Genomic DNA, 17768 nt, shown 5'->3' with positions numbered 1-17768 from the left:
CGGTCGCCCGGGGGAACGCCACCCGGGAGACCCGGGAGACAGTGTCGGTCATCCGAGGAGAACGCGACCGGCCCGGCGGGAACGCGTCGTCCGGGTCATCCGACGTGATGAGAGGCGATCCACCCGGCTCCGGGGGCCGGCCCCGTGGCCGCACCGGAGATCCGTCCTTCCGACGCGGAGGGGTGCCCATGGTCACCTATGAATATCTCTGCCCGGAGTGCGGCCGCTTCGAGGTGCGCCTGCCGATGGGGGCCGCGCCGCCCACCCGGGACTGCCCCGCCTGTGAGCGGGCCGCGCGGCGCGTCCTGTCCGCGCCGCGCCTGTCCCGGGTGTCTCCCGCGCTGTCGGCCGCCCTCGACCGGGGGGAACGGAGCCGGGAGGCGCCCGAGGTCGTCGCCGCGCCGCCCGGCCGGCGGGCCGCGCGCCCTCCGCACCCGGCGACGGCACGCCTGCCCAGGCCGTGAGCGGTACGGGGACACCCGGCTCGCCCGTCGGCGCCCGCCGTACCGGGAGCACGGATTCCACGAGAAGGGGGCTGTCATGCCAGAAGTCGTGTTCGGCGTGGACCAGTCGAAGTCAATGCGGGACCAGGACGTGCCCGGCCACAACCGGTGGCATCCGGACATCCCGGTGGTCGCCACCGTGCGGCCGGGAGACGAGTTCCGTCTGGAGTGCCGCGACTGGACCGACTCCCAGATCGGGAACAACGACTCGGCCAACGACGTGCGGGACGTCGACCTGTCCGTCCCGCACATGCTGAGCGGCCCCATCGCGGTCGAGGGCGCCGAACCGGGCGACCTCCTGATCGTCGACATCCTCGACATCGGCCCGATACCCCAGCAGTCCGGCCCCGTGTCCGGGCAGGGGTGGGGGTACACCGGAATCTTCGCCAGGGCGAACGGCGGCGGTTTCCTGACCGACTACTTCCCGGACGCCTACAAGGCGGTCTGGGACTTCCACGGCATATTCGCGACGTCACGCCACCTGCCCGGCATCCGGTACACGGGCATCACCCATCCGGGGCTGTTCGGCACGGCGCCGTCGGAGGAGATGCTCGCGCGCTGGAACCGCCGGGAGCAGGCCCTCATCGACACCGCTCCCGACCGGGTCCCGCCGCTGGCCCTGCCGCCGCTGTCCGACGGCGCCCTCGCCGGGACGGCCACCGGCGAACTGGCCGCGCGGATCGTCCGCGAGGGCGCCCGTACCGTGCCTCCCCGGGAGAACGGCGGCAACCAGGACATCAAGAACCTCACCCGCGGGGCGCGGGTCTTCTTCCCCGTCTACGTGGAGGGCGCCAAGCTCTCCGGGGGAGACCTGCACTTCAGCCAGGGCGACGGCGAGATCACCTTCTGCGGCGCGGTCGAGATGGGAGGTTTCATCGACCTCCACGTGGACCTCATCAAGGGGGGCATGGAGAAGTACGGCGTGACCACTAACCCGGTCTTCATGCCCGGAAACGTGGAACCGCGCTACTCGGAGTTCCTGTCGTTCGTCGGCATCTCGGTCGACCACGACAGGGACGTCAACCACCACCTCGACGCGACGCTGGCCTACCGGCGGGCGTGCCTCAACGCCATCGAGTACCTCAAGAAGTGGGGTTACACGGGCGAGCAGGCGTACCTGCTCCTCGGCTCCGCGCCCGTGGAGGGACGGATCAGCGGGATCGTCGACGTCCCGAACGCCTGCTGCACGCTCTACCTGCCCACGGAGATGTTCGATTTCGACATCCGCCCCGGCGGGGCCGGCCCCGCCAGGGAGGACAGGGGGCAGTGCGCCGTGACGTCCTGACCGGCGCGCGTGGGCGCCGATCCCCGGCGGACCGGAGACCGCGGCCCGTGGGGGCGTGGCCGTGCCCCGGCCGCCGGCCGATCCCGAGGCGCCGTCGGCGGACCGGCCGGAGCGGGGTGTTAACGATTCCTTAGGAACTTCACAGCAACGCGCTATCACCCGGGCGAGCAGCCTTGAGGGGTCGTCGCGGATTCCGTGGAACCGCGCCTCTCAACGGATATGGAGAAAGCCCGATGCGTAAGCCGATGATCGTTATCGCCGGACTCGCCCTCGCCGGAATCGTGGCCGGCGGCGGCGCCGCCCTCGCCGACGAGATCAAGGCCGACCCGGCCTCGCCGTCCTCGTCCGCCACCCCCGGGACCGGCTCCGGCGACGACGCGGGCGCCGTGCGCAAGCCCGCCGTGTCGGCGGAGCAGGCCCAGCGGACCGCGCTGTCGAAGGTGAGCGGCGGATGGGTCGTCTCCACCGAACTGGAGACCGAGGGCGACACCACCTGCTGGGAGGTCGAGGTCGCCGACGCCAAGGGGGCCGTGCAGGAGATCGTCGTGGACGCCGCCACCGGCGGGATCACCTCGACGGCCGCCGCCGACCAGGACGATGACAAGGACGACGACGACTGACGCCGATGCCGCCGGCCGGACGGCTGTGTGATCATGTCGTCGTGGACGACACGGAACTGGAGGCGCTCGCCGGGCGGATGGCGGAGGTGCCCGGAGTGGTCGCGGTGGTGCTCGGCGGGAGCCGGGCCCGCGGCACGCACCGCCCGGACTCCGACTTCGACCTCGGGCTGTACTACCGGGGAGAGCCGGACGTGACGGCGCTGCGGGCGCTGGCCGTACAGGAGGCGGGAGAGCAGGCGGAGCTGACCGCGCCGGGCGGCTGGGGCCCGTGGGTGAACGGCGGGGGCTGGCTGACCGTCGGCGGTCACCGGGTCGACTGGATCTATCGCGACCTGGACCGGGTCCACCGGATCTGGGCCGACTGCCGGGAGGGCCGCTACGAGATCGGCGTCCAGCCCGGCCACCCGCTGGGCTTCTACTCCCACGCCTACGCCGGCGAGGTCGCGCTGTGCCGGGTGCTGGCCGATCCCGGCGGGGAGCTGACGGACCTGCGGGAGCGGACCCGCGCCTACCCGCCCGCCCTGGGCGACGCGCTCGCCGACGGGATGTGGGAGGCGGACTTCTGCGTCGAGCTGGCCCGTTACGGGGTGTCCGGAGCCGACCCCGCCTACGCGGCCGGCTGCCTGTTCCGCGCGGTCGGCGTCGCCTGCCAGGCGCTGCACGGGCACGCGGGCCGCTGGCTGATCAACGAGAAGGGCATGGTGGCCTCGGCGGGCCGGCTGCCCGCCGCGCCCGGGGGCTTCGCCGTACGGGCGGAGCGGCTGCTCGGCCGCGTCGGCGAGCCGGCGGAGCGGATCGCCGAGACCGTCACCGAGGCGGCGACCCTGATGAGAGAGGTACGGGCGGCCGTCGGCCGCTGACCACCGCGTGAGCCCCGGCCGGTCTCACCGGTTCAGGAGCGGGGCGACCACGTCGATGCGATTGGTCCAGACGCCGCCGGTGTAGTCCTCGGGGAGGCGGGAGAGGTCGGCGGGGGCGTCGAAGCCCTCGGAGAAGTCACCGGATCCCGCCACGACGATGACGCGGGTGCCGCGGGCGCGCATGCGCTCGACGAACAGGTTGGGCCAGCCCCACAGCCACCGGCCGTACTTCTCCGGGATGTGCAGTTCCACGCCGGCGCACGCGTCGGGGACGGATCCGGTCCAGCCCACGGCGAGGTAGCGCTTCAGGCAGTCCGTCATGAGGGCCTTCGACATCACCTGTACGGCCGGCAGCCGCGCGGCCAGCGCGGCCACCGGCCTGTCCCCGCCGTACACGGTGAGCGCGGCGAGCCGCTTCGGCGGCAGCATGGCCAGGCGGCCGGCGAGCAGGTCGCCGTCGGCCGCCACGTCGCTCTTGACGTGGATCAGCAGATTCCGCTCCGGGAACGCGGCGAGGACCTGTTCCAGGGCCGGCATGCGGCCCACGCCCTTGCCGCGGAAGGGGTGGGTCGCGCCGCCGTCGGCGGTGTAGCCGTAGCCGATGTCGAGACGCCGCAGCTCGGCGAGGGTGTGGTCGCGGACCTTGCCCCGGCCGTCGGTGCGGCATTCGAGGGTGGCGTCGTGGAACACGGCGATCCGGCGGTCCCGGGTCACCTGGACGTCGAACTCGACCATGTCGGCCCCCGCCTTGAAGGCCGCCCGCATCGAGGCCAGCGTGTTCTCCAGGTGGGGGTGCTCCGGCGGGTGGATGCGCTCGGCCGTGCAGGTCTCGTTGGTGATGCCTTCGAAGCCGAACGTCTGCGCCAGGCCGCGGTGGGCGAGGAGCAGTGGTTCGCCCTTGCCTCGCGCCCGCCAGGAGCCGTTGTTGGAGTAGGCGAAGGCGGCCAGGGTCACGGCCGCGACGAGGACCACTCGGACCGGGAGGCTCCGGGCGAGCCGGAGGGGCCAGGCGGGCCGGGAGCGCGGCGCGCGGCGCGAGCTTCGGGGGCGTTCGGGTTGGGACATGGGCCGTCTTCCAGGTCGAAAAGGGGACGGAGCCGCTCCTGGATATCCGTTTCCGATCTTCATTGGGAAGGTAACGGTCAACCGTTACCGTTACGTGACCGGCTCGGACCCGCTTCCACCGGACTCTGTCCCTTCCCGCGCGGAGCCGGGGTTCGCCGGTTCGCCCTGATGGGCCGCCCGGTTCCCGCCGGGAGGCGGAGGGGAGTCCTCCCCGCGAGGGCCGCGAGCGCGTTGTTTTTCGGCCGCGCTGGGGGGAGAACTGTCCTCCCGCCGCCTGACAGGCCAAAATTGGTCCGTGGTCAGGATCGGATCGACAGGGATGAGCGATTGCGAGCGGGGGCAACTTCCGCCGTTGCTGGGCCAGCTGTTCGCCGACGGCGGTGAGGGTCGGGCGCTCTCGGTCGAGCTGCCTCCGGGCGACGTGGTGTGGCCCGACCCCGGGTACTCTCCGTTGATGATCGGGTACCGCCCGGCCTTCTGGCTCAGTGACGAGCCGGTCTCCGCCGAGCTGTGGTCCGGCCTGCGGGCCGAGCATCAGCGCTCGGGCCTGTGGCCGCTGCTGCTGGAGGACTCCGTCCAGCCGTGGTCGTCCGGGCAGATCGCCCCGGACACGGTGGAGGAGATCGACAACTACCACACCTCCGCCTTCATGGCCGAGGTCTGGGCCGACTGGACCGAGAAGGCGAGCGACGACCAGTTGGAGCTGCTGGCCCCGTTCGGCCCGCGGTGCCCGGGGCCGGCCCCCGCCGGGCGGCTCGCCGCCGACCCCGACGTGGTCGCCGACTGGTACGCCGGCCTGGTCGCCGAGCGCAGGACCCCCCTGGGCCTGGTGGCCGCCGACCGGGGGGCCGACGCGCTGGCCGTCATGGGATGGCAGGGCGCGCTGAACCACAACGAGTGGATGGTCCCGCTGGCCGCCGTGGTGCGGAGCTGGGAGGAGCGGTTCGGGGCGCGGCTGGTGGGCGTGGGTTTCAACACCCTTGACCTGAGCGTTGCGGCGCCCCCGACGACGGCGGAGCACGCCCTGCACGTCGCGGCCGAGCACTGGACGTTCTGCCCGGACAGCGTCATCTACAGCGCCGGCACGCTCGCCGGCTACGCCGAGCAGATCATGGGCAGGAACGCCTGGTCGTTCTGGTGGGACTGACCGGCGCGGGGGCGGGCGCGGGGCCCGCGAGGCCGGGCGGGAACGGCGGCCCGGACCACCGGGAATGGCGGCGGTGAATCACCTGTAAGTAATTCGTCGCGGCGTGTATGCCCTGGTCTGAGCCGGTTCGGGGGAGGCTAAACCCGGTCGTCTGCCCTTTCTTGGCTATAGAAGGTAGATCTTCTGGCGTTTCCATGGGTTCTGCTTTGCTTTGTCGGATTTGGCCGGTAGTGTCCTAGTCATCGGCAGGTGACCTGCACCCTCATCCGAGGGAGCGGCCGGGCCGACGTCGAATCCCGAAGCCACCAGGGCCACGGGAACCGGGGACCCACCCTTCCGGGGTGAATCCGCCGCGCACGCGGTGGTAGGGCACTCCACCGCCCGAACCCGTCAGCTAACCCGGTAGACGAGATGGAGAGGAGATCCCCCAGTGGGAGACTGCGCCACCTTCGTACCGGTATACACCATTTCAGTGCCGGTCCTCTGAGACTTTCACGCCCCCTGGGCCCTCTCGCCGCGATCGGTCGCGGCATCCCCCAGCGCTCCGTGTAGCACCACCTGATCTCCTCCTGCGCCCCTCTTCCCTGTGAGCGCGACCCCGCCGGTGCCTTTTCGCACATGGCACGCGGCTGCCCCGTTCCCTCGCGAAAGAGTTCTTTTCTTCATGCCTTCCTCCCTGGACCCCCGTAAGACCGCCCGCAAGACCCGCTACGCCGTGGCCGGCCTGATCGGCGCCGGGCTCCTCGCCTCCGCCGCCGCCGTCTCGGCCCTCCCCTCGGCCGACCACGACGTGCCCGCGGCCGGTGCCCGGGTCGCCGCGGTGACCGAGCAGGTCGCGGCCGTCGCCCCCGAGAGCGCCCCCGTCCGGGCCGCCGCGCTGAAGCCCGCCGCCGCCCCCGAGCAGGCCGCCCCCGAGCAGGCCGCGCAGGAGAAGGCCGCCCCGGCCAAGCCGCAGAAGGTCACCAAGACCGTCATGCTGAAGGGCCACACCACGGCCTCCTACTTCTGGGACGACTCCTCCGGCCGCGCCGGTGACACCGGCCTCCCCGCCAGCGGCAAGCCGATGCAGAAGGGCATGATCGCCAGCCCGAGCTGGCCGCTGTTCACCGAGGGCTACGTCATCTACAAGGGCAAGAAGGCCAAGTTCTTCGTCGGCGACCGCGGCCCCGGTGTCCCCTCCAGCAGCGGCGTCATGATCGACCTCGACGCCAAGACCTTCGCCGACCTGACCGGCGGCACGTTCAACCCCGACACCCTCGGTGTGGACGGCAACGGCGGCGAGGGCCACATCAAGGTCGACTACGTCATCACCAAGTGGGGCGACGGCCCGGGCAAGAAGAACCACCCGGTCCCGTTCTCCGCCGGCGCCTGGAACAAGCGGGACAGCGACCCGGCCAAGCCGGTCCAGATCACCGTCAAGCCCTGACAAGGGCGGCGCCGCCGAAATCGTGACGACGGCGACGGCGCCGAACCGTGGCGGTGCCGTCGCGCCGTCACGGCGCCGGACATCACGGCCATCGGGTCGTCACGGCGCCGGACCGACACGGCCGTCGCGTCGTCACGGCGCCGTCAGACCGTGGCGGCCGGAAGCGAAGAGCTTCGAACCCCAGCCTCCCCTGGACGCGGGAGCGGACGCCGGCGCAGGGCGTCCGCTCCCGTTCCGCGTCTCCGGCCCTTCGGCGCGGGGATGCCTTGCCCCGGCCTGGGCAGAATGACATTCTGTTTCGGGTCACCGGTCCGCCGGCTCCGTGCGGCGGGAACCGCCCGGGCGGCCACCCGGCCCGCCCGCGGACGGACGGGGAGAGGGAGCGACATGACGACGCGCGTCCGGGCCAACGGCATCGAGATCGCCTACGAGACCTTCGGATCTCCCGGCGACCGGCCACTCCTGCTGATCATGGGCCTCGGCGCCCAGATGATCCACTGGGACGAGGAGTTCTGCGAACTGCTCGCCGGACGCGGGCACCACGTGGTGCGGTTCGACAACCGCGACGCCGGCGAGTCCACCCACCTGGGCGACGCCGGGACGCCCGCCTCCGGCGGTGGTGGCGGGGCCCCCTACGGGCTCGGCGACATGGTCGACGACACCGCCGGGCTGCTCGACGCGCTCGGCTGGGAATCGGCCCACGTGGTCGGCGCCTCGATGGGCGGCATGATCGCCCAGGCGATGGCGATCGGCCATCCGCGCCGGGTGCGGAGCCTCACCTCGATCATGTCCACCCCCGGCCACGCGGTCGCCCCGCCCACCGAGGCGGCGATGGCGGTGCTCATGGCGCCGCCGCCGCCCGACCGCGAGGCCGCGATCCGGCAGGCGCTGAGCACCTGGGAGATCCTCGGGTCCCCCGGCTACCCGATGGACCGGGAGCGCGTCGCCCGGACCGCCGGGCTCGGCTACGACCGCGGCCACGACCCGGCCGGGACCGCGCGGCAGCTCGCCGCGATCATGGCCTCGGGCGACCGTACGGCGCTGCTCGGGGAGGTCACCGTACCCGTCCTCGTGCTGCACGGTGAGGCCGACCAGCTCATCCCGGTGGCCGGGGGGATCGCCACGGCGGACGCGATCCCCGGCGCCGAGCTGGTCACCTTCCCCGGCATGGGCCACGACCTGCCGAGCCCGCTCTGGCCGGACTTCGCCGACGCGATCGGCGAGCTCACCGCCTCCGCCGAGCGGTGAGCTCCGGTACGGCCCGCGCTCCCGGTGCGCGGAGCCGTACCGGAGGATCAGATCTCGAGCCTCTCCTCGATCATCCGCAGGGTGTGCCGGGCCAGCGCCAGGTTGCCCCGGTTGCGGTCCAGCGCCAGGTACAGGAAGAGGCCCTTGCCGCTCCGGCCGGTGACCGGGCGGATGATGTGGTACTGCCCGCTGAGCGTGATGAGGATGTCCTCGATGGTGTCCTTGAGGCCGAGGGAGTCCATCGTCCGCAGCTTGGCCTTGACGACCTCGGTGTTGCCCGCCGCGGCCACCTGCAGGTCCAGGTCCTTGGAGCCGCCGAGGGCGCCCAGCGCCATGCCGCTGTTGTAGTCGACGACGACCGCGCCGATCGCGCCGTCGATGCCCATCATCTCCTTGAGAGAGATATCCATGTTGCCCATGTCTGACTCCGATCAGTGGGTTGTCAATGTGCGGGACGTGATGGCGGCCAGCCTCGCCGCCGTCTTGCGGCCCTCCAGGCGCAGCAGCCCGAGGTTGGTCCCGGGCCGGGCGAGCACCGTGAGGACGATCGTGGGGCCGGCGGCGTAGAAGACCGCGTAGCCGTTGCTGCCGGAGATCAGCGTCTCCTCGAAGGAGCCCTTCTCGGCCATGGCCGTCAGCCGGCCGCTGAGCGCGAGCACCGCGGAGGACAGCGCGCCGATCTGCTCGGTCTCCCCTCGCAGGTCACTCGCTATCGGCAGGCCGTCCACGCTGCAGGCGACGCTTCCGTTCACCTCCGGCACGCGCTCGCGCAGCAGCGCCATCTCCTCGTGCAGCCGGTCGCGCAGCAGGGCCAGCTCCCGCCGGGCCCGGTCGTGGAGCGGCACCCCATCCCCGTCCGGCGCGGGAGGCGCCTGCGCGGAGGACGCGCCCGCGGACGTCCTCGTGGGCATCTTCGTGGACGCCTCCGCGGACGTTTCCGTGGACGTCCCCGCAGGCGCCCCGGCGCCGTCCGCGGCGGAGGGCACCGGTACGGCGCCCGGCGTGTCCGGCATGCCCTGCGCGTCCGGCGTGCCCGGTCCGGACGGTTCGGCGCCGGGACCGGGAGGTTCGGCGCCGGGTTCGCGGAACGGCACGACGTCCCGGTCGCGGGACACGGCGGGGTCCGCGTACGGCCGCGCCCCCTGCGGTTCCCGGTCACGCGCCTCCACCGGCGGTCTCCTTCCGATCAGCTTCAACGTCCGCAACCTCAGCGGCATCGGGACGAGCTCATGTCAGTGCCTCCAGTGCGTTCCTCAGCCGGATGAGCAGGTTCACGTCGGCGGGGTCACCGGTCGCCGAGGGGAGCCACCGCGCGGACGCGGCGCTCCCCACGGCGCCTTCCCGGGGTTCCCCACCCGCCCGGGGCTCCCCGGTGGTCTTCGGGCGCCGCGGCAGCGCCGGCGGAGCCGACGGCGTCTGCGAGCTCTGCGGCGTCTGCGGAACCGGTGACGTCTGCGGGCTCTGCGGGCTCTGCGGCGTCTGCGGGGCCGGTGCCGGCGTTCCCGTCCCGATGGGCGCCGCGCCGGGACGTCCGCCCGCCTCCGGGACGCGGAGCAGCCCCGCCGCGGCCAGCCGCCGTACGGCGAGCAGCACCGAGTAGGCGGGCCGGCCGAGCCTGCGCGCCAGCTCGGCGGGGGTGGCGACGGAGTCGGCCGCGACCAGCACCTCCCACTGCAGCGAGGTCAGCACCACCCGCTGGGCGGGGATACGCGCCAGGGGGACGACCGGGAGCGTGTCCAGCTCGCCGGACGGCCAGGCACGGTCCAACTGCGCCCTCCTCCGCTCGCACTCCCGGGACAGCCCGGCCACGTCGAAATACCACTGGGGGCCGAGCCAGTGCCGGTCCCCGGGCCGGAACCCCCTGTGGTGCGCGGCCGAGCCCGACAGGAAGTAGGCGGCGTCGAGCACCGCGCTCAGCACGCAGAACTCCAGCTCGCCGCGGGTCAGCACACCCTGCCCGACCAGCCGCTCGCCGCCCGGCCGGTCCTCGGTGGCCGCCTGCCTGGCCTGCCGTACGGCCTGCGCCGGGATCCTGTCGTCCGCGGTCAGCAGGTCCTCCAGCCTCGGGACGGCCGGGCTCTCGGCGTAGGTCACCCGGCCGTCGGTCAGGTAGACGGTCCCGGCCTCGTCCAGGCGCAGCGCGCCGGTGACGCGGTCCTCGGCCAGGTCGATGAGAACGCTCTCCATCGTCGGCATGGCGTCACGTCGTGACGAGCCGGCCGGAAATGGACCGCAGACGGTGGCGGGCGAGAGCGAGATTCGAGCGTTCCGGGTCAAGCCGGACGTAAATCACCAGCGGGCCGTCGAATACCGTTTCCATCGGCCGGAGTAAATGATGTCCGTTATCCGCGGTTACGATCATGTCGTTTATCCGGATCGTTCCGCCGGGGGAGTTCAGGGCGAGGCCGTCCATGGCGGCCCGCAGGGTCTCGCTCAGCGCGGCGGCCGACTCGTCGACGTCCTCGTCGCGGCCACCGCCCACCGCCACGGCCATCCCGCTGGTCTGGTCGATCAGCAGCGCGTCCAGCGCGCCGGGGATGGCCATGGCCTCCGTCACACAGTCTTCGATTCCGAGCACGGGATCTCCCTCGCCGACGACTTCAAGGCGTCGCCCGGTTAGCGTAGGGACATTCCTGAGGAAGGAAGCGTTCTATGTGAAACGCAGATATGTCAGGAGGTGATATTCCTCGTCTGAGAAGAAGGATGTTCATCCCCCGGGGGAAAACATCATCCGCCCCGGATCATTCTCCGGAGATGAACGCCTCCTCATCCGGCTTGTAGACGAGAACGTGCTTCACGTACGACTCCACGGCGGCGGTCAGCCCGACGTCCCGCCCGGCCTCCTCCGACAGGAACCAGCGGTGGTCCAGCACCTCGTGGAAGAACTGGGCCGGCTCCAGCTTGCCGCGCAGCTCCCCGGGGACCGCCTCCACCGTCGGCAGGAAGACCTCCGCGAGCCAGCGGTGCGCCACGATCGCCTCGTCCTCGTGGCGCAGGCCGTGCGCCACCCGGAAGCAGTCGAGGTCGTTGAGCAGCCGCCTGGCCTGGTTCTCCTCCACGTCCAGGCCGGTCAGGCGCAGGAGCCGGCGCTGGTGGTGGCCGGCGTCCACGACCTTGGGACGGACGACCAGCCGCCCGGTGCCCGCCTTGCGGCGGACCATCATCTCGGCGACGTCGAAGCCCAGCGAGTTCAGCCGGCGGATGCGCTGGTCGATGACGTGCCAGTCCACCTCCTCGATGATGTCGTCGGAGGTGAGCTCCTCCCACAGGCCGTGGTAGCGGTCACGGGCCGAGTCCGCGACCTCCTCGGGGTCGATCGAGGGAGGCAGCAGGCCGCCCGCCTGGAGGTCCAGCATCTCCCCGAAGATGTTGACGTGCGCCACGTCGATGTCGTGCAGGCGCTGCCCCTCGCTGATCAACGGGTGCAGCTCGCCGGTCTCGGCGTCCACCAGGTAGGCGGCGAACGAGCCGGCGTCCCGGCGGAACAGCACGTTCGACAGCGAGCAGTCGCCCCAGTAGAACCCGGTCAGGTGCAGCCGCACCAGCAGTACGGCCAGCGCGTCCAGCAGCCGGTTGAGCGTCTCGGGCCGGAGCGTGCCCGACATGACCGCGCGGTAGGGCAGCGAGAACTGCAGGTGCCGGGTGACGAGCGCGGAGTCCAGCGGCTCCCCGTCGGGACCGGTCCGCCCGGTGACCACGGCCACCGGCTCCACCGCCGGGGTGTCCAGCCGGTGCAGGTCCCACAGCAGGCGGTACTCCCGCTTGGCGTAGTACTCGCTGATCTCCTTGATCGCGTAGACCCGGCCCGCCAGGCGGGCGAAGCGCACGACGTGCCGGGAGATGCCGCGCGGAAGCGAGACGAGGTGATGCTCGGGCCACTCCGCGAGCGGCCGGTCCCAGGGCAGCCGGATCAGGTCGGGGTCGCCGGGGGTGCCGGTGAGTTGCAGGGGCATGGGTCGAACCTCCGACGGGGGAGCGGGGCGGGCGTTCCGGGGGTTTTCCGAGGGCTCTCCGGGGCGGGAGGGGCCGGCGGCACGGGGCGTCGGGTGTCCCGGGGGCTTTCCAGGGCTTCCCGGAGCTTTCCGGACCGGAGGGCTCCGGGGCGGGGCGCCGGGCGGGCCGGTCAGCCCTCGCGGCGCGGGAACCTCGGGGGGTTCCGGGAGCGGTGGACCACCGCGGCGAGCTGCTCCTCGGTGAGCACCCTGGGCTCGCCCACGGACCTGGCGCGGATGTAGACCTCGCAGAGCCACTCCAGCAGCCGGGCCGCCTCGAAGGCGGCCTCCAGGTCGTCGCCGACGGTGACTCCGCCGTGGTTGGCCAGCAGCGCGGCGCGCCTGCCGTCGAGCGCGGCCCGGACGTTGGCGGCCAGCTCGGGCGTGCCGTAGGTCGCGTAGTCGGCCACCCGGACGGTGCCGCCCAGCAGGAGGGTGTTGTAGTGGACCGGCGGCAGCTCGGTCATGGTCGTGGCGATCACGGTGCCGAAGGTGGAGTGGGTGTGCACCACCGCCCGGACGTCGGCGGAGGCATACACCGCCAGGTGCATCGGGGTCTCCGAGGACGGCTGGAGGTCTCCGTCGACCAGGTGGCCCTCGACGTCGACCACCGGGCACGACTCCGGCTCCAGCCGGTCCAGGGCGCCCCCGGCCGGGGTGACCGCCACCAGGTCTCCCGCGCGCACGCTGAGGTTCCCGGACGTCCCCAGGACCAGTCCGGTCCCGACCACCCGGCGGCCGTACTCACACAGCAGGCGCCGCTGCTCCGCCAGCAACATGCGATCAAAGTAGGCGCTCGCCGTGAGGAGCGGCAAACCCGGTCCACGCACCGGACGGCGGGCCACGCCCGGAAGGCGCCTCGGCTCGGCACGGCCCTTCCCGGTGTGATGTCATGGCCCGATGGACCCGCTTGACGACTCCACCGTGAACCAGAGGCTGGACGGCGTGCCCCAGTGGCGGCGCGAAGGCGACGAGATCCGCCGCACGGTCGAGGCCCGCGACTTCCCCACCGCGATCCGCATCGTCGACGAGATCGCGGTCGAGGCGGAGAAGCTCAACCACCACCCCGACATCGACATCCGCTGGCGCACCCTCCACCTCGCCCTGACCACCCACGACGCGGGCGGCCTGACCGAGCTGGACTTCACCCTGGCCGCGCGGATCGACGAGATCGCCGCCTCACACGCCTGACGGGCGCCGGTTACGGCCGCCGGACGGGAACGGCGAATACCATGCGTGATCATGTGGTCACTCAATAGAGTGGCCGCCCACGCCGTATCCGCCGAAGGAGATGCCGTATGCGTGCCGCCGTCGTCGTCCTCGTCGCCGCCGGGCTGCTCTGCGCGGCCTGCGGGGAACAGCGGGAGGTGGCGTCCCACCCGGTGGGCCACGTCCCCGCCCAGGACCCCATCCCGGCCCGGGACCCGCTCCCGGCCGAGATCCGTCTCTCCGGGGGCGGTGTGCTCACCGCGGCCGCGCCGAAGGCCACGGCGATCGTCTACGACGCCGCGCTGGCGCCGCCCGGCGCCTCGGTCCAGGTGACCGCCGAGTCGGGGTCGGTGTTCGCCGTCACCACCGCCACCGTCAGCGGCTTCCTGCCCGGCCGGACGTACGGCGCGCACCTGCACGTCGACCCCTGCGGGAAGAAGCCGGCCGCCGCCGGCCCGCACTTCCGCCGTCCCGGCGACGCCGGCCACTCCCATTCCGGCGCGGGGCACGGACCCGGCGCCAAGACCGGCCACTCCGATCCCGGTGCCAAGGCCGGCCACTCCGATCCCGGCGCGGGTCACGGCCACGACGGCGCCGGGGCGAGCGCCGCCACCGAGTTCTGGCTCGACTTCACCACCGACGCCACTGGTGCCGCCACGGCCACCTCCCGGCAGGACTGGGCGTTCACCCCGGCCCATCGGCCGCGCTCCCTCGTCGTCCACGCCGAGCCCACCACGACGTCCGGCCCCGACGCCGGCGCGGCCGGTGCCCGCGTCGCCTGCGTCACCCTCGTGCCGAGCTGACCGCCTTGGCGGCCGCCACGAGCGCGGCCGTGATCCGGGCCAGGTCGGCGTCGCCGGTGACGTAGGGGGGCATGGTGTAGATCAGGTCGCGGAAGGGCCGGATCCACACCCCGTGCCGTACGGCGGCGCGGGTCGCCGCGACCCTGTCCACCTCCCGGTCGAGCTGGATCACGCCGATCGCGCCGAGGACCCGCACGTCGCGGACGCCGTCCAGCTCGCGGGCCGGGGCGAGTCCCGCCCGCAGCCCCGCCTCGACACGCTTGACCTGCGACTCCCACGCCCCGTCACCGAGCAGGTCCAGGGAGGCGCGGGCCACGGCGGCGGCCAGCGGGTTGGCCATGAAGGTGGGCCCGTGGGCGAGCACGGGATGCTCCCCCCGGCCGATGCCGTACGCCACCTCCGAGGTGCACAGGGCGGCGGCCATGGTGAGATAGCCGCCGGTGAGGGCCTTGCCCACGCACATCACGTCGGGCGCGACGGCCGCGTGGTCCGCGGCGAAGAAGGCGCCGGTGCGGCCGAAGCCGGTGGCGATCTCGTCGAAGACCAGCAGCACGTCGTGGGCGTCGCACAGCTCGCGCAGCGCCCGCAGGTAGCCGGGGGAGTGGAAGCGCATGCCGCCGGCGTTCTGCGCCACCGGCTCGACGACGACCGCCGCCAGCTCGTGCGCGTGCCGTCCGATCAGGTCGGCCAGGTGGGTGAGGTAGGCGGGGTCGGGCTCGGCGTCGAAGCCCGCGGGCGGGGCGTCGGCGAAGATCTGCCGTGGCAGCACCCCGGTCCACAGCGAGTGCATCCCGCCGTCGGGGTCGCACACCGACATCGGCAGGAAGGTGTCGCCGTGGTAGCCGCCGCGCCAGGTCAGCAGGCGGTGCTTGGCGGGCCGGCCGAGCGAGCGCCAGTACTGCAGGCACATCTTGACGGCCACCTCGACCGACACCGAGCCGGAGTCGGCGAGGAAGACGTGTTCCAGCGGCTCGGGGGTGACCTCCACCAGCCGGGCGGCCAGCCGGATCGCCGGTTCGTGGGTGAGCCCGCCGAACATCACGTGACTCATCCGGCCCAGCTGGTCGCGGACGGCGGCGTCCAGCGCCGGGTGACCGTATCCGTGGATGGCGGCCCACCACGACGACATGGCGTCGATCAGCTCGGTCCGGCCCTCGACGGGCTCGGCCAGGCGCAGCCGTACCCCGGAGGCGGACTCCACCAGCAGCGGGGCCTCCTGCCCCGGCATCGGCCCGTACGGGTGCCAGACGTGCGCCCGGTCCAGCTCCAGCAGCCGCGCGGCGTCGCCCCGGGCGGGCGTTCCGGGCTCAGGCATTGGGCGGCAGGCCGGTGCCGGCGCCGCGGCGGCGCAGCGTGACCAGGTCGGTGCGGGCGGACGCCTGGGAGCCCGCGGCGGTACCGCTGGACGCGTCGGCGGCCGGGGCGTCGGCGGCCGTGCCGCCGTCCCGGGTACGGCGATGCTCGGGAAGCGACGGCTCGCCGGCCTGTTCGACCTCGAAGCCCGCGTCGGCGATCATGTCGAGGTCGGCCGCGCCCGGCTGTCCCTCGCTGGTGAGGTAGTCGCCCAGGAAGATGGAGTTCACCACGTGCAGGGCCAGCGGCTGGAGGGTGCGCAGGTGGATCTCCCGGCCGCCGGCGAGCCGTACCTCCACGTCGGGGCAGACGAACCGGGTCATCGCCAGGATCCGCAGGCAGTGCTGCGGGGTCAGCGTCCAGTTCTCCGACAGGGGGGTGCCCTCGAAGGGGATCAGGAAGTTCACCGGCACCGAGTCCACGGCCAGCTCGCGCAGCGCCAGGACGGTGTCCACCAGGTCCTCGGGGGTCTCTCCCATGCCCGCGATCAGTCCCGAGCAGGCCGACAGGCCCGCCTCGTGGGAGCTCCGCACCGTCCGGACGCGGTCGGCGAAGGTGTGCGTGGTGCAGATCTCGCCGTAGACCTCCTCGGAGGTGTTGAGGTTGTGGTTGTAGGCGTCCACGCCGGCCTCGCGGAGCCGGGTGGCCTGCCGGTCCGACAGCAGTCCCAGGCAGGCGCAGATCTCCACGTCCGGGGCGCGGTCCTTGATCGCCGCGATGGTGTCGGCCACCCGCTCGACGTCGCGGTCGGTGGGCCCGCGCCCGCTGGCCACCAGGCACACGCGCTTGGCGCCGCCCGCCACGCCCGCCTCGGCGGCTTCCGCCGCCTCCTGCGGCCTGAGCCAGCCGTACTTCAGGATGCCCGCGGTCGAGCCGAGCCGCTGGGAGCAGTAGGAGCAGTCCTCCGGGCACAGGCCGGACTTGAGGTTGACCAGATAGTTGAGTTTGACGCGGTTCCCGAACCATCGCCTCCGCACGCGCCCCGCCGCGGCGACCACCGCCAGCAGGTCGTCGTCGGAGGTCGCCAGCACCGCCAGCGCCTCCTCGCGCGTCGCGGACTCGCCGCGCAGGCCCTTGTCCACCAGCCGGGTCAGCAGATCCATGGAACCGATCCTCTGACCCGGCTCCGGTTCTCCCAATGGCCGGACCGGACAAAGGTCCGGCCCCGAAGTTTGTAGGGCGCTGTGCGGGGCGGGGAGATATCGGACGTCAGAGGCGGGCGGCGAGCGCGGACGAGTCCCGCCCTGTCCGGGCCGGACTCGTCCGCATGCGGTGCCGGCGAGCCCTACAGGCCGCCCTCGGACATGCCGTGCACGGCCGGGACCGTGCCCAGCCGGCCCTTCTGGAAGTCCTCGAACGCCTGCCGAAGCTCTTCCCGGGTGTTCATGACGAACGGGCCGTAGTGAGCGATCGGCTCCCGGATCGGCTGTCCGCCCAGCAGCACGACCTCCAGGTCCGGCGTGTGGGAGTCCTGCTTCTCGTCCGCGCGGACGGTCAGCGAGCCGCCGCCGCCGAAGACCGCCGTCTGGCCCAGGCGGATCGGCCGGCGCTCGGCGCCGACCGCCCCGCGGCCCGCCAGGACGTACGCGAGGCCGTTGAAGTCCTCCCGCCACGGCAGCGTGATCTCCGCACCCGGCGCCAGCGTCGCGTGGATCATGGTGATCGGCGTGTGCGTGATGCCGGGGCCCTCGTGGCCGTCCAGTTCACCCGCGATGACGCGCAGGAGCGCGCCCCCGTCCGGGGAGGTGAGCAGCCGGACGTTGCCGCCGCGGATGTCCTGGTAGCGCGGGGCCATCATCTTGTCCCTGGCCGGAAGGTTCACCCACAGCTGGAGGCCGTGGAAGAGCCCGCCGGACATGACCAGGTGTTCCGGCGGCGCCTCGATGTGGAGCAGGCCGGCGCCGGCCGTCATCCACTGGGTGTCGCCGTTGGTGATGGTGCCGCCACCGCCGTGGGAGTCCTGGTGGTCGAAGACGCCGTCGATGATGTAGGTGACGGTCTCGAAGCCGCGGTGCGGGTGCCACGGGGTTCCTTTCGGCTCCCCGGGCTGGTAGTCCACCTCGCCCATCTGGTCCATCATGATGAACGGGTCCAGATGGCGGTGGTGGATCCCGGCGAAGGCCCGGCGAACGGGGAAACCCTCGCCTTCGAAACCGCTCGGTGCGGTCGTCACACCGATCACGGGGCGCGGCACGGCATCCACCGGCGCGGCCACGCGCGGCAGGGTCAGCGGGTTCTCCACGGTCACGGCGGGCAT

General features: G+C 72.7%; 19 protein-coding genes and 1 riboswitch. Of the genes, 9 read left to right on the top strand and 10 right to left on the bottom strand.

Features of this window, described 5'->3' with window-relative positions:
• Positions 1–188 precede the first annotated feature (188 nt).
• The 4 genes from ACQP10_RS30055 (at position 189) to ACQP10_RS30040 (ending at position 3268) form a co-directional block, all read left to right on the top strand.
• Positions 189–464, top strand: coding sequence for an FmdB family zinc ribbon protein (locus tag ACQP10_RS30055; RefSeq protein WP_346019446.1), 276 nt, complete (start codon positions 189–191; stop codon positions 462–464).
• A 76-nt stretch (positions 465–540) separates the two neighbouring features.
• Positions 541–1788 carry a formamidase gene (gene fmdA / locus ACQP10_RS30050; protein ID WP_179824313.1) on the top strand — a complete coding sequence of 416 codons (1248 nt, stop codon included), beginning with the start codon at positions 541–543 and terminating at the stop codon, positions 1786–1788.
• Positions 1789–2021: 233 nt separating this feature from the next.
• Positions 2022–2408, top strand: a complete 387-nt coding sequence (locus ACQP10_RS30045; protein WP_433540133.1) for a PepSY domain-containing protein — start codon at positions 2022–2024, stop codon at positions 2406–2408.
• 41 nt (positions 2409–2449) lie between these two features.
• Positions 2450–3268, top strand: coding sequence for a nucleotidyltransferase domain-containing protein (locus ACQP10_RS30040; RefSeq protein ID WP_346019448.1), 819 nt, complete (start codon positions 2450–2452; stop codon positions 3266–3268).
• 24 nt (positions 3269–3292) lie between these two features.
• Here the strand turns inward: ACQP10_RS30040 and ACQP10_RS30035 are convergent, their stop codons facing one another.
• Positions 3293–4240: a glycerophosphodiester phosphodiesterase family protein gene (locus ACQP10_RS30035; protein ID WP_433540132.1), complete on the bottom strand. Its 948-nt coding sequence runs from the start codon at positions 4238–4240 to the stop codon at positions 3293–3295.
• 412 nt (positions 4241–4652) lie between these two features.
• Here ACQP10_RS30035 and ACQP10_RS30030 point away from each other — a divergent pair, with 412 nt between their 5' ends.
• The 3 genes from ACQP10_RS30030 to ACQP10_RS30020 all read left to right on the top strand — a co-directional run bounded on the left by ACQP10_RS30030 (position 4653) and on the right by ACQP10_RS30020 (position 8154).
• Complete coding sequence (locus ACQP10_RS30030) at positions 4653–5480, top strand: DUF4253 domain-containing protein (protein WP_346019450.1); 828 nt, start codon at positions 4653–4655, stop codon at positions 5478–5480.
• A 286-nt stretch (positions 5481–5766) separates the two neighbouring features.
• Positions 5767–5904, top strand: a riboswitch (cyclic di-AMP (ydaO/yuaA leader).
• A 240-nt stretch (positions 5905–6144) separates the two neighbouring features.
• Complete coding sequence (locus ACQP10_RS30025) at positions 6145–6906, top strand: hypothetical protein (RefSeq protein ID WP_433540131.1); 762 nt, start codon at positions 6145–6147, stop codon at positions 6904–6906.
• Between the two features lie 387 nt (positions 6907–7293).
• Positions 7294–8154 (top strand): alpha/beta fold hydrolase, encoded by an 861-nt coding sequence (locus ACQP10_RS30020; protein ID WP_433540130.1) that lies wholly within the window; start codon positions 7294–7296, stop codon positions 8152–8154.
• Between the two features lie 47 nt (positions 8155–8201).
• Here ACQP10_RS30020 and ACQP10_RS30015 read toward each other — a convergent pair whose 3' ends face one another.
• The 6 genes from ACQP10_RS30015 to ACQP10_RS29990 all read right to left on the bottom strand — a co-directional run bounded on the left by ACQP10_RS30015 (position 8202) and on the right by ACQP10_RS29990 (position 12925).
• Positions 8202–8573: a hypothetical protein gene (locus tag ACQP10_RS30015; protein WP_179824301.1), complete on the bottom strand. Its 372-nt coding sequence runs from the start codon at positions 8571–8573 to the stop codon at positions 8202–8204.
• 12 nt (positions 8574–8585) lie between these two features.
• Positions 8586–9323 (bottom strand): roadblock/LC7 domain-containing protein, encoded by a 738-nt coding sequence (locus tag ACQP10_RS30010; protein WP_433540129.1) that lies wholly within the window; start codon positions 9321–9323, stop codon positions 8586–8588.
• A 58-nt stretch (positions 9324–9381) separates the two neighbouring features.
• Positions 9382–10341, bottom strand: coding sequence for a hypothetical protein (locus tag ACQP10_RS30005; protein ID WP_433540128.1), 960 nt, complete (start codon positions 10339–10341; stop codon positions 9382–9384).
• 13 nt (positions 10342–10354) lie between these two features.
• Positions 10355–10732: a roadblock/LC7 domain-containing protein gene (locus ACQP10_RS30000; RefSeq protein WP_179824297.1), complete on the bottom strand. Its 378-nt coding sequence runs from the start codon at positions 10730–10732 to the stop codon at positions 10355–10357.
• Between the two features lie 163 nt (positions 10733–10895).
• Positions 10896–12107 carry a DUF4032 domain-containing protein gene (locus ACQP10_RS29995; protein ID WP_346019455.1) on the bottom strand — a complete coding sequence of 404 codons (1212 nt, stop codon included), beginning with the start codon at positions 12105–12107 and terminating at the stop codon, positions 10896–10898.
• Between the two features lie 170 nt (positions 12108–12277).
• Positions 12278–12925, bottom strand: a complete 648-nt coding sequence (locus ACQP10_RS29990) for a class II aldolase/adducin family protein (protein ID WP_355642507.1) — start codon at positions 12923–12925, stop codon at positions 12278–12280.
• A 121-nt stretch (positions 12926–13046) separates the two neighbouring features.
• On the opposite strand from ACQP10_RS29990, the gene ACQP10_RS29985 reads away from it, so the two are divergent.
• Entirely contained in the window at positions 13047–13337 is a 291-nt protein-coding gene (locus tag ACQP10_RS29985) for a 4a-hydroxytetrahydrobiopterin dehydratase (RefSeq protein WP_179824293.1), read from the top strand.
• A 107-nt stretch (positions 13338–13444) separates the two neighbouring features.
• Positions 13445–14158: a hypothetical protein gene (locus tag ACQP10_RS29980; protein WP_433540127.1), complete on the top strand. Its 714-nt coding sequence runs from the start codon at positions 13445–13447 to the stop codon at positions 14156–14158.
• Here the strand turns inward: ACQP10_RS29980 and ACQP10_RS29975 are convergent.
• The 3 genes from ACQP10_RS29975 to ACQP10_RS29965 all read right to left on the bottom strand — a co-directional run bounded on the left by ACQP10_RS29975 (position 14139) and on the right by ACQP10_RS29965 (position 17768).
• The gene (locus tag ACQP10_RS29975; RefSeq protein ID WP_433540126.1) at positions 14139–15473 is read right to left on the bottom strand and encodes an adenosylmethionine--8-amino-7-oxononanoate transaminase; all 1335 of its coding nucleotides are present in this window, start codon (positions 15471–15473) and stop codon (positions 14139–14141) included. The genes ACQP10_RS29980 and ACQP10_RS29975 overlap by 20 nt on opposite strands.
• A complete protein-coding gene (gene bioB / locus ACQP10_RS29970) occupies positions 15466–16614 on the bottom strand; it encodes a biotin synthase BioB (RefSeq protein WP_433540125.1) in 1149 nt (382 codons plus the stop codon). The genes ACQP10_RS29975 and bioB overlap by 8 nt, the downstream gene beginning before the upstream one ends.
• 182 nt (positions 16615–16796) lie before the next feature.
• Positions 16797–17768 carry a pirin family protein gene (locus ACQP10_RS29965; protein WP_390000033.1) on the bottom strand — a complete coding sequence of 324 codons (972 nt, stop codon included), beginning with the start codon at positions 17766–17768 and terminating at the stop codon, positions 16797–16799.

The organism is Streptosporangium sandarakinum (assembly GCF_050942225.1).
Lineage (GTDB): Bacteria > Actinomycetota > Actinomycetes > Streptosporangiales > Streptosporangiaceae > Streptosporangium > Streptosporangium nondiastaticum.
Note: the sequence above shows the minus strand (reverse complement) of the source record. Positions and strands in the feature narration are given on the sequence as shown.